The 12186-nt window shown below is 31.4% G+C and carries 12 protein-coding genes; 10 read left to right on the forward strand and 2 right to left on the reverse strand.

Annotation, left to right across the window (positions count from 1 at the left end; all coding sequences use genetic code 11):
* The first annotated feature begins 401 nt into the window (after nucleotides 1–401).
* Nucleotides 402–1514, forward strand: coding sequence for a ligand-binding sensor domain-containing protein (locus RN605_RS06070; protein ID WP_313323121.1), 1113 nt, complete (start codon nucleotides 402–404; stop codon nucleotides 1512–1514).
* Nucleotides 1515–1769: 255 nt separating this feature from the next.
* On the opposite strand, the gene RN605_RS06075 is transcribed toward RN605_RS06070, so the two are convergent.
* Entirely contained in the window at nucleotides 1770–3773 is a 2004-nt protein-coding gene (locus RN605_RS06075) for a hypothetical protein (protein WP_313323123.1), read from the reverse strand.
* Between the two features lie 470 nt (nucleotides 3774–4243).
* Between RN605_RS06075 and RN605_RS06080 the strand changes: the two genes are divergently transcribed.
* From RN605_RS06080 to RN605_RS06105, 6 genes are all read left to right on the forward strand, one after another.
* Nucleotides 4244–4678 (forward strand): response regulator, encoded by a 435-nt coding sequence (locus RN605_RS06080; RefSeq protein WP_313323125.1) that lies wholly within the window; start codon nucleotides 4244–4246, stop codon nucleotides 4676–4678.
* 20 nt (nucleotides 4679–4698) lie between these two features.
* Complete coding sequence (locus RN605_RS06085; protein ID WP_313323127.1) at nucleotides 4699–7443, forward strand: PAS domain S-box protein; 2745 nt, start codon at nucleotides 4699–4701, stop codon at nucleotides 7441–7443.
* Nucleotides 7425–7742 carry an Hpt domain-containing protein gene (locus RN605_RS06090; protein ID WP_313323129.1) on the forward strand — a complete coding sequence of 106 codons (318 nt, stop codon included), beginning with the start codon at nucleotides 7425–7427 and terminating at the stop codon, nucleotides 7740–7742. Before RN605_RS06085 ends, RN605_RS06090 begins: the two co-directional genes overlap by 19 nt.
* A gap of 9 nt (nucleotides 7743–7751) precedes the next feature.
* Nucleotides 7752–8453 (forward strand): LytR/AlgR family response regulator transcription factor, encoded by a 702-nt coding sequence (locus RN605_RS06095; RefSeq protein WP_313323131.1) that lies wholly within the window; start codon nucleotides 7752–7754, stop codon nucleotides 8451–8453.
* A gap of 239 nt (nucleotides 8454–8692) precedes the next feature.
* Nucleotides 8693–9061 carry a hypothetical protein gene (locus RN605_RS06100; protein ID WP_313323133.1) on the forward strand — a complete coding sequence of 123 codons (369 nt, stop codon included), beginning with the start codon at nucleotides 8693–8695 and terminating at the stop codon, nucleotides 9059–9061.
* Between the two features lie 248 nt (nucleotides 9062–9309).
* Complete coding sequence (locus RN605_RS06105) at nucleotides 9310–9744, forward strand: hypothetical protein (protein ID WP_313323135.1); 435 nt, start codon at nucleotides 9310–9312, stop codon at nucleotides 9742–9744.
* 182 nt (nucleotides 9745–9926) lie between these two features.
* Here RN605_RS06105 and RN605_RS06110 read toward each other — a convergent pair whose 3' ends face one another.
* Nucleotides 9927–10313 carry a helix-turn-helix domain-containing protein gene (locus tag RN605_RS06110; protein ID WP_313323137.1) on the reverse strand — a complete coding sequence of 129 codons (387 nt, stop codon included), beginning with the start codon at nucleotides 10311–10313 and terminating at the stop codon, nucleotides 9927–9929.
* A 160-nt stretch (nucleotides 10314–10473) separates the two neighbouring features.
* On the opposite strand from RN605_RS06110, the gene RN605_RS06115 reads away from it, so the two are divergent.
* Genes RN605_RS06115 through RN605_RS06125 form a run of 3 tightly spaced genes read left to right on the forward strand, consistent with a single transcriptional unit; the run spans nucleotide 10474 to nucleotide 12136 of the window.
* Nucleotides 10474–11337: a hypothetical protein gene (locus tag RN605_RS06115; protein WP_313323138.1), complete on the forward strand. Its 864-nt coding sequence runs from the start codon at nucleotides 10474–10476 to the stop codon at nucleotides 11335–11337.
* The gene (locus RN605_RS06120) at nucleotides 11334–11744 is read left to right on the forward strand and encodes a hypothetical protein (RefSeq protein WP_313323140.1); all 411 of its coding nucleotides are present in this window, start codon (nucleotides 11334–11336) and stop codon (nucleotides 11742–11744) included. Before RN605_RS06115 ends, RN605_RS06120 begins: the two co-directional genes overlap by 4 nt.
* An 11-nt stretch (nucleotides 11745–11755) precedes the next feature.
* Nucleotides 11756–12136, forward strand: a complete 381-nt coding sequence (locus RN605_RS06125) for a hypothetical protein (RefSeq protein ID WP_313323142.1) — start codon at nucleotides 11756–11758, stop codon at nucleotides 12134–12136.
* Nucleotides 12137–12186: the final 50 nt, after the last annotated feature.

Consider the following 12186-nt stretch of genomic DNA (forward strand, 5'->3'; position numbering starts at 1 on the left):
GTTTGTTCACATAATCAATAAAATAATTAAAATTGATAATTGGTCAACTTTATTTTTTTTCGCATTTTTTGTTGCTATTATGGAATGCTTAACATATCTAATGATAGACACGACTTTTCTTTTAATTTTATTTGATTCGAATACTGAGATAAAATCGGCGGAACAAATTATAGTATTACTTGTTATCTTAAACAATTATCTATCATTAGTTATATCAATGGCTATAGTCAAAATGATATTGCATTTTAAGTCGCAAGCCACTAACAGCCGTTTGGCGCAATAGCTCGTTTATCTTTCTTGTAAAATACGCTGAACATCAGCATTTCTTACAGCATTTTTCTTTAACTTGCAGTTGCTGCACCTAGCCGCGGAACAGTAGCAACAATTATAAAAATCAGAATATGACAAAAATCGAAATTAAGAAAACAATTATCCTAAGAAATATAATTTTGATACTTCTGACACTTCATATCTCATCTTGCACAGGACAAGTGAAAGAGAAACCGGCAAATGATAGTACAGAAAATATAATAAATACCCAACCATTAATTATAAGGCAAAACACAACATTCCCTCAAATTCATACGAACTTAAATGGAATGGTTCGTGAATTTGTTAGAACCATGCATCAAGATAAGAAAGGCAACTATTGGTTTGGAACAAACGGAAATGGAATTATCCGCTATGATGGACAAAAACTCCAAACAATCACAATCAAAGGAGTACATCCAGGGATGAGGGTTTTAGAAATTGTAGAAGATAAAACAGGAAATGTATGGTTTGGAACATCTGATGGACTCATAAAATACGATGGGGAGAAGTTTAGCACCTATTCAAAAAAAGAAGGACTACTAGGCAATGATGAAGAAATTTGGGGATTAATAATTGATAAAAATGGGTTATTTTGGGTTGGAACAATGGAAGGAGTTTGTCATTTTGATGGAGAAAAATTTACACCCTTTGTATTGCCAAATAAAACAGTCAAAAATCCAGAACCCATTCTTTCTATAAAAAGAATTCCAAGTTTTTTAGAGGATAAAGTTGGAAACATATGGATTAACAACGATGGAAATGGGGTTTTCAAATACAGAAATGGAGAATTTATGCATTTTACAACAGAAAATGGACTTACCGATAACAATGCTGCTTTTGCTTTAGAAGACAAAAAAGGAAATCTTTGGATTAGCTCCTATTTTGGCGGTGTAAGTAAATTTGATGGTACCAATTTTATAAATTATACAAAAGACGGAATTGTTGAAGGCATTGAAACGGCAAGTTTTTATGAAGACAGCAAAGGGAATATATGGTTTACCGCAGAAAATGTTGGAGTTTATAAATACGATGGAGCAAAATTCACTTTATACACTACTGAAAACGGGTTAACTACAAATGGAGTTCAATGTATCTTTGAAGATAACAAAGGACAACTTTGGTTTACTACTTGGCAAGGTATATGCATTTTTGATGGTAAAAAATTCGTGAATGCGAACTTGATAGAACCGTGGACAAACTAAGAATAACTGTTGCTAACAACCATTTGCAGCAATAGCTCGTTTGTCTTTCATGAAAAATAGGCTGAACATCAATAATTTCTTATTACATTTATTCTTTAACTTGCTGCTACTTCTCCAAGCCGCAAAAGCTATGTGGCATTTAAATAAATCTTTGCTAAAATGAGAATGTATATTCATGTAATAAGCTAAAAAGCACTCTAAAATAGAGTGCTTTTTTTGTTTTGTTTTGACTTTAAAATGTTGCCATCAAAAAAACTAGTAAATCATTTTCTTGGTAACCATTACACCATCTATGGAAGTAATCTGAACAAGAAGAACATCATTTAATAAATTTTGGTTAACAACAGTTTCATTTTTATTAATATCTTTTTGTTCATACAACAATCTACCGCTAATATCAAATACTTTTATATCCTTAAGTAGTGTATTTCCGGCATCAACAACAAAACCCGAATCTAAATTTTTATAAATAATAACTTGACTGGCATTAAAAACAGGAATATCTAAATTTTGTGGCAACTGATACATAATTTCAAAACGATCTGACGAAGTTCCAGCAGTGAACGAAAAATTATAAGCACCCAAACTAAGGTCATGTATAGTACCAGTTGTTAAATCACGAAGATAAACAGGTTGTCCATTCGCAAAAAAATCATCAGAATGATCAATAACTATAGAATAATTACCCGAGTTCGTAGCACTAAAACTTAAACGTACGATATCACTAGAATCAAAAGGTAAGCCTCTACCTTGTATGGCATATGGGGTATCTTCAATCATCGAAGCCAATGCAATAGAACCATCATTGATATACTTTGCATCAATTCTAGCATCAACACCATTCGAAGCACCAGTCATATAGCCAATCATCGTTTGAGAAAAAGCACCATTATTGCCTATGGCGTTTAACCAAAATCGTTTTTTCTCAATAGTATTAGTTACCTTAAAAAATTGATTGGCATGATTATTAGTCCTCATTTCATTAGTAAAATGAACAACATTAGAAACACCAGTTCCCTCTACAAGAAATCCTTGACCAACTTGTATAACCCCATTCGGATCATATACTTCTGGTTCTCCATTACCAACAAAGCCTAAACTAGACCAGGTGCAATAACTCGGACTTGAACTACCGTTTGATTTCCTCCAAAAGTAAAGAGTACCTGTAATGCTATTACTATTATCTGCATTATCAATAAAACTTAAAGCATCTATTGGCGAGGGATAAGGGTTACCTATGAGATTAAAACGCTGGCCAACTCCCCCATCAAAAAAAGTATAATAGTAGTCCCCATTATTTGGAACTCCACTAAATGTACCAGTCCATACTGTTGGTTCACTTGGATGATTGTTTGGCATTCGTATCAAATAACCTTTTGCAATGTCAAATACAGTCGTCTCTGGGCTACTAATCACATTATACAAATTGGTATCAGAGTTATAACTATAAAACCTGTTTGCCATTGTATAAGGTGAAAAATTAAATAAATTTTGAGATTCAACTGGAGAAGACCATAATGTATAATCTAGTCGCTTAAGAGAAGAACTATCTCTATTAATGCTTATTGTACCTACATTCATACTTTGATTTTGAATTTGAAATAAAGTAGCATTATTTTCAAGAGTAAACGAACTACCAGTTTCAATTGTCAGTCCGCCTTCAAGAGTAACATCATCTCCCGATGATATAATAACAATAGCATTATTGTTTACAGTTAATGTGCAAGCCGAAAAACTATTTCCAGATGTGGTAAAATCTGCCGAAATAACAGCTGCTGTCGTAGACGTTGGATATCCATTACTCCAGGTCGAACCATTCCACGTAGTACTGGTAATACTTATAATTGCATATTCCGAATAGACAATACTAAAATCGGGTGCTTCAACTACTGCTCTAAAATAAGTAGTAGATTCTAAATTGCCAATCTCTGTTCCCAACAAAACCGATGAAGTATTTGCAATACTTGTTGGTGAAGAAAACCCTGCATCATCAGAGCGCTCCCAGTACAATATAGTACCATTATAACTCGCTAAAGTTAAATCGTTTGGAGCCGTTCCAGCACATATCTGTTGATTAGAATTAACTATACCACCATCTCCACTACTATTGAATAACAAAAAATCAAATGCTTTAATCCCTTCAGATTTGGATATAGGAGTACTATATAAAATTGATTTAGCATTCGAGTTAAAATTTATTCCTGTAATTAAGAAAATAAATAATCCACATTTTAAACTTTTAAATAAAATTCTTTGCATGCTCTATAAATTTTAATTAGACATTACGCTTCACTTCAACATAAATTGTTAGTTACAAACGTAATCGCAAAGACAAGTAATTTTTCAGATTTTAGACAAAAAACAATCATCTATAGATGAATATCGTTTTTATATAGACGAATCAAAAAAAATATAAAAAAACCGTAATAAGGGTGAACTAAAAAAAAATAAAAATAACTTGGTTTTTTATTTAAAATTTATAGTTTTGCCAAATCTACAGTTGACCCCAAATCATCTGTTTTCCTTTGTTTTTAAAAGAATTACTATTAGCTTTTTTTTTAGAATTATTGATGATTTATTTATCATTAATTAGAAAAAAAAGCGTTTTTAGGAATGTAATTCAACGACACTTATACGCCATTCAACCTCGATTATTTACCAATAATCGAAATATAGTTATGTGTTAACTAGTTAAAAATATTTTTGTTTACAATCATTAAATGCTTGACATGACAAACAAGACGCTTAAAATATTACTTATTGAAGACGACACAATTGAAGTTATGAAATTCAAAAGAGTTATTCAGTTATTGGAGGGAAATCACCAACTCTTAGAAGCAAAAAATGGCGAAACGGCTCTAACAATCTTAGCAGAACAAACTTGTAAACCTAACATTATTATTTTAGATTTAAACATGCCTAAAATGAATGGTATCGAATTTTTAAGCATTCTAAAAAATGATAAAATTTTAAAATACATACCCGTAGTCATACTAACAACTTCGTCTAACGATAAAGACATTCAGGAATTATACAAAATAGGAATAGCAGGATATTTTGTAAAACCTCTGAAATATGAGGATTACGTCTTAAAAGTTAGAAAAGTTTTAGATTATTGGTGTACGAGTGAATTGCCAGTAGCATTAGCAAATAAAAGCATTTAAAACAAATTTCAATCATATACATGCCCCATTCAACTAGCATAAAAAACTCCATCAGTGACCTTAATTTAAATTTTAAGTTAGACAATTCTAACATAAACAACATTTTTCCATTCTATATTTTATTAGATGAAAATTTAATGATCATAGAAGCAGGAAAAAGTATTTTAAAAATGTTACCCGACCTTCGATTAAATAAATCTTTTACCGAATATTTTTCTGTTATAAAACCCTATAAAGATAAAATAGATGTTAATGATTTTGATTCTTTATGCAATCGATCGTTAGTGTTTTCACCAGTGGGAAAAAATAATTTAATATTGAGAGGTCAAATAGAAAAAAAAGAAAATTTTTTTATTTTTTTAGGCTCACCTTGGCTTACCTCATATGAAGAATTAAAAACAAACAATCTTGAAATTGAAGATTTTGCATTTCATGATCCCATTCAGGATGTTCTTCAATTTTTCAATACTCAGAAAACAAATAATGAAGAATTAAAAAAATTAATCGAAACTGTTGACAAACAGAATTTAAAACTAAAAATTGACCAAGAAGAACTTCAAAAACTCTCACTCGTGGCTAGTGCAAATAAAAATGGAGTTGTATTTACTAGTCCTCAGGGAGATATATTTTGGCATAATGAATCATTTGCCAATTTAACAGGACTTTCTAGTGATGAAATTTTAGGCGTTTCATTGGTCGAGTTCGGTCGTAATAAACTTTTAAATAAAAGTGAAATTTGTAAAATGGTTGATGCTTTTTACAATGAAAATTCTTTTGATTTGCAGTTTGTTTACCACAACAAAATGGACGGTGACTTTTTTGTCAAGATAACCGGGCAACCTATTTTTGATGATTATGGAGAAATTGTTCAATATTTCGCAATAATTGAGGACATCACTTGTATGAAAGACAAAGAAGAACAATTGCAAACATTGTCTTCAATTGCCGAAATAAATATCAATCCCGTTTCAATATTAGATAAAGACGGAATAATAGAATGGGTAAACATTAGTTTTTTAGAACTAAATGAGTTCTCTTTAGATGAAGCAATAGGAAAAAAATCATTCACTCTTTTAAGTGGTTTAGAAACAGACCCAAAAACTGTCAATTACATTGAAGAACAAATTAAACACGGTTTACCTCTTCATTGTGAAATTGTAAATTACACTAAGTCTAAGAAAAAATATTGGGCAAGAATACAAGGTCAAGCAATACATGATCAGTATGGCAATGTAATAAAGTACTTTATCATTCAAGAAGATATTTCATTCGAAATTGAATATAATCAACAATTAATTGAATCTGAAAACAGACTCAACTCACTAATAACTAACCTTCATTCAGGTATTCTCTTTGAAGGCATCAACCGTAAAATCCTTTTAGTAAACCCTGAATTTTGTTCACTATTTGGAATTGAAGCTGATCCTAATTTGTTGAAAGAACTTGATGCCGAATCAGTAAACATTGCCATTAAAGATTTCTTCAAAAAGCCTCAAGAATTTCTGTTACGCTCTCAAGAAATCATTAAAAATAAAGAAAATGTATATGGAGAAGTTATAGAATTGAATGATGGAAGAATAGTAGAACTTAATTATACGGTTATTTTAAATGGCGAAAAAATAGACGGATATCTATGGAGTTATGAAGACATAACGTTCAAGATGAAGTACAGAGAAGGTCTAATTGCCGAAAAAGAAAAGTACAGTAATATAGTCGCAAACATGAATATGGGACTTTTAGAAGTTGATAATAATGATACTATTCAACTGGTTAATCAATCCTTCATAAACATGAGCGGTTTTGCTTATGAAGAACTTATAGGTAAAAAATCAACCGAACTATATCTAAATGAAAACGGCGATTTATTATTTAATGAAAAAGTGATTGACAGAGCAATAAACGCAACAAGCTCTTACGAAATTGTAGTATCCAATAAAGCAGGCGAAAAAAAGTATTGGTTAGTAAGCAGTACTCCTAGTTATAATGTAAATGGAGAAATTATAGGTTCAATCGGAATCCATTTAGACATATCCGAACAAAAAAAGCTTGAATTACACAAAGAAAAATTGTTAAATAAATTAGAGATACAAAATAAGCAACTTAATGAGTATGCTCATATGGTGTCTCATGATTTAAAAGCACCTCTTAGAAGTATACATGCTCTAATTACTTGGATAAAAGAAGATAATGACACAAAATTTAATGAAGACACATTAGAGTATTTTAAACTTATCGAGGATAAAGTTGAAAAAATGGATAATTTAATTCAAGGAATTTTGACCTATTCAAAACTAGATTCAACCAATCAAATTAATGAAGATATAAATCTAAATGAAGTAATAGAAAACATAATTGATATTATTCATCTTCCTTCAAATATTAGAATAATTATTGAAAACAAACTACCAATTTTAAGAACCGATAGTTTTAAAATACAACAACTATTTCAAAATATAATTAGTAATGCAGTTAGCTACAACGACAAAGAAAAAGGTTTAGTAAAAATATCTTTTTCAGAAACCGAAAACAGTTATGTTTTTTCAATTGATGATAATGGACCTGGGATTGAAGAAAAATACCACGCCAAAATATTTGATCTTTTTCAATCATATTCAAATGATGAAAAAGCCTCTGGTATAGGACTTTCAATTGTAAAAAGAATAGTAAACTCCTTTAATGGAAAAGTATGGATAACTAGTAAAATGGGCGAAGGAACAACATTTTTTATTAAACTACCTAAAAAATCATGCAACAGCCTAACATAGAATACTTCGAAAAATTATCTCAAGGTGATGAAAAAATAAAAGAAAAATTTATTAAAGTATTAAAATATGAATTTCCAATCGAAACTGAAGAATATTTTCAAAACCTCCTTTCCAATAACTTGGAGACAACAGCTAATAGTGTTCATAAACTTAAACATAAAATAGCAATTGTAGGGCTCGAAGATGACTACTACATGGCCGATAAGTATGAAGAATATCTGAAAAAAGGCAAAACAAAATATAAAGAATCCTTTGAAGCTACACTGAAGACAATTAATCAGTTTATTTCAAAAATATAAAATCAAATTATGAATTGCATAATTATTGATGATGAGATGATGGCGCGTTCTATCATCAGTCAAATGATCACAACAAGAACTCAAATAACTATTTTAAATGAATTCGACAATCCTATTGAAGCAATAAAGTTTCTCAATAAAAATGAAGTCGACGTAATTTTTCTAGACATTCATATGCCTGGTTTTACAGGTTTCGATTTTATTGATACATTAAAAATCAAACCAAAAATAATTCTTTTCACAAACGACCAAAAATATGCAATCAATGCTTTTGAATATGATTGTATAATAGATTATTTAGTAAAACCACTAGTTGTAGAGCGCTTCGATAAAGCTATGCAAAAATTATATTGGCGTTCAGATGCAGAATTCCCTAGATATGTACCTGAAGATTCCTCTAATGAATTTTATGTTAATATTTCAAATCGTTTAATAAAAATTGATATACCAAAGATTTTGCTTATTAAAGCAAAAGGAGATTATATAACAATTAAAACAGAAACAAACATCTATACAGTGCATACCACCCTAAAAAAGATTGAAGACAGACTACCTTTAAACCTATTTCTAAAAGTACACCGTTCTTATATTATTAACATTAAAAAAATAATAGACATTGAGGACGGTAGTATTTTGATTGGAAAAGATGTTATTCCAATCAGTAGAGCAAACAAACCAGAATTAATGAAAAGACTAAATCTTATAAAATAATAAAAGCATAAATTTACAGAACATTTATGCGATTATTCTTTTACTAATATATGCATTACTATTAAGAAAATTGAGTTGATATATTAATATTTAGCTAAAAAAAAATCAATTCATCTACGCATTAAAACCGTTGGTCTACAGTATAACTCTTTTCGTCTTTACTTAAAAAAGAGTATGATTTAAAAGTAGATTTTTGTTACAGAGTTTAAAATAAATTTAGTAACAAAAATGTAACAATCATGAAAAAAATTACTTTAGTATCACAAACCAAATGGATTCTTTTATCTGCAATTTTGTTTTCATTTCTATCTCAAGCTAAAACAGTACTCCCTATTGAAACCAATCGTATTTGGCTTAATGTTACTGGTGCACAAGGTGCATTTTCACAGACACTATACGGATATCGTACAGGTGCTATCGATGGGTTTGATGAAGGAGTTGACGAGGCATTTTTTTATGATGGTGCTATTGCACTAGCATCACTACTTGGAGATGTTCGTTATGTTATACAATTTAAAGGACTCTCATTTTCAATTGAGGATGTTTGTACCATTAAGTTTTTCTGCAACAAACAGTGGCACATATACATTTGCAATAGGTCATTTTGATTGTTTTTTTCAAATCAAAATTTTGCAGTTTATTTGTTTGATTCGCTAACAAACAAATACACCTATTTAAAAAACTTTAAATTATACTTTTGATTTTAGCGCAGATAGATTTGATAATCGATTTCAAATGAGTTATGGTTATACTTCTTCTCTTATCACTTCAAATAATTCTTTAGTAAAATTAACCTTGATGTGCATAGAGAAAACTACAAAGTAAATATTCTTCAACAATTAACATTTCAAATAAAATGAATAGACAATTAACACCCTATGAATTTTCTAATAGTATTGGTTATGTTTTCAAGGAATATATTTTTCTAACTATTAACGACGAACTATACCGATTTAAAATTGACAGGATAAAAAATATTTCTTTCAAAAAAAATAGATGTTTGATTCTTAATTATCTAATTTTTGCTGTTTCACTAACCATTATTGCTTTTTGCTATAAATTAGATAATCACTTATTTGCCGCTAAAATATCTGGTTTTATTTTCTCATTAATATGTTTTATTTATGCATTCATGAGAAAAACATACCTATATAAAATTCATGTAATCACATTTGATCTCAATCTAACTACTATCATTATTGACGAAAAAATTAAAGACCAAGTGACAGAATTCATTTCAATAATCCAAAAGAAATTAATTGACAATAATCAGTTTTTAAAGGCTGGATAAATCAAGAAAGATATTTTAAGTTGATAGGGATTTTCTGTCTATTAAAAACATTATAATATATTTATAAACCAGCCTTGCGAAGCCTCCTGCCTTCGCTTTATCATTAATTAATTAATTCCGAAACAAAAAAACCTCCCTTTACAGGAGGTCATCTCGGGTTAACCCTTTCATTAAATTTAGGGTCATTTATTGAGTAGCTTTTCTAAATAGGCAACTTTCTCTTTTTCGGCTTCAACTAATCGCTCATACAATTCAACAACTTTGTCTAGAGGATTAAAAGTGCAATTATGATTTAGAAAATTGCTTCCTTGGCTACTGTCATTAAATGTATTAAAAAAGTTTATAGCGGCTTCTTCCGAAAAACTTTTAATTGCCTCTGATGTTACTCCTAATTCTTTAGCAATTAGCTGTAATTTTTCTTCGTCTACAGTTTCACTTCCTTCGATATTAGAAATCGTTTGTTGGCTAACACCTATTGCCATGGCAAGTGCTTCTTGCTTCATGCCTCTTAACTCTCGTATGCGGCTAATGTTGCGGCCAATGTGTTTAGGTTTGGTTGTAGTATTCATATTTCAAATATATAAAATCTTTTAGTATAATAACTATGCAATTTAGGAAAATAAGTTGTCAAATCGGGAAAGTAAAACACAATCCCGTTTTGGTACGATACCATTCAATTTAGTACAGTACCGTCATGACGCATAGTAACTTGCTTCAAAATCAAACGCTATGAACACCATCAACGCACCACAACCCGAAACCCAACTAGTAATTGACCACATTCTAAAAGCAGTGGCACCATGCACCATTTTTCTATTAGGCTATCAAAAAAAACAAATAGAAATCAAAAGTGTTTTAAGTGAGGACTTCATTTCAACAGCAGCAACCCATCACTTTTACCTGTTGGTGTTTGCAAACAAAACGAGTTTAGGGCAAGGCACCAACATCGCCAATGCCATAGCCGAGAAATCAAACAAATCAATTACCGCAACAATCCTGCTACACAAACTAACCGATATTGCAACCAAGCAAAACCACCAACAGCGATTTTTCGGTTCCGTCCTGCGCTCATCCCAACGCCTGCATTTTGACAAAGCAATCATTCCATTCAGTCCGAACAACAACCTACCTGAAAGAAACCACGAAGCCACCATTTCCTATTGGCACAAATGCGTAGCCGTGGCTCAGTTCAATAGCAATGCTGCCGCTTCCAGTCCTGAACTCGATGTAGAACTTTGTAAAGTTGCATTACTCCACACAGCTACCGTTCAAATAGCATTGGGCTTACTCCGTGTAATGTTAGAATACACCCCAAACGACTGCAGTCTCAACCACCTGCTACAACTATGCGGTCTATTCACAAACTTACCAGAAGCACTCTTTTTTCACCAAAACCCAACCAACATAAAACGATACAAAATGCTCTGCGCTCCCGCTTCCATGCTCAACCATTGGACAAAATTAAACGCCAGTGAACAAGATTATCTCCATGTACTCAACAGCTGTCAGGAGTTTTTAAAACAAGCCGAACTACTAGTGCAAAACCATTTCCAACAAATAAATAATAACAATACTAAATCCTTAATATCATGAACAACATCATCCTTCCACCAAACCTTCGTGAACAATTACAAAACCGCTTCATACTACTCAATTCGGTAAATGCAGCAAAGAAAAGAGATACCATCGAGCTGAATCTTTCGGGCTACTCCGATGTCATGTACCTAATTGCCGATATTGTCAAAGTATCCATTCTGGCATTAGACGGAGATCATAGCTACGAGCGCATTCCCGAACCAGTAATCAACATCTGCGGTGTCTTAGGCATCATCCTCGATTTAATTCCCTACGAAGAAGCCGATATACTCGATGCGCTCCGTCAAGCCGTTTTAATCCCATCAGAGGAAGAAGAAAAAGCACAAACAAGTGAAAGCCTTGTAATAGAAAACTATTTCCTAACACCACCTTCATCCTTAATCGATAATGAAGAACCAAACTAAAAATCAAAAAAATGAAAAATCAAATAGAACAATTGCAACATCAGGCCGAAATACTGATGAAAACATTAAAAGAGCATCCTCAAAAAGAAGCAACCTGGCAAGTAACAGTCAACTTCTCAGGTTATACCAACCTTATCGGCACAGTATCCGACCTGATGAAATGTTGCTCTTTGCTACTCTTAACAGAAGAAACAAGCATATCACCACTAGTATCCAATCCCACTATTGACCTGGCCAACATACTGGAACTAGCAGTGCAGTTACTCCCAAATCCCGAAGCCGAGTTCCTCGATGAAGCACGTCAAATTCTAAGTCAAAACAACATAGAAATCGAAGAAAATCATTTCGATTTTAATTACAGCACCATCAAAATTATTCCACAGGAAAAATAACCAAATTAGCCCAAATAGATACTGTATAGTTAGTGTATAGGAACTCCCTA

The organism is Flavobacterium sp. PMTSA4, from assembly GCF_032098525.1.
GTDB lineage: Bacteria > Bacteroidota > Bacteroidia > Flavobacteriales > Flavobacteriaceae > Flavobacterium > Flavobacterium capsici.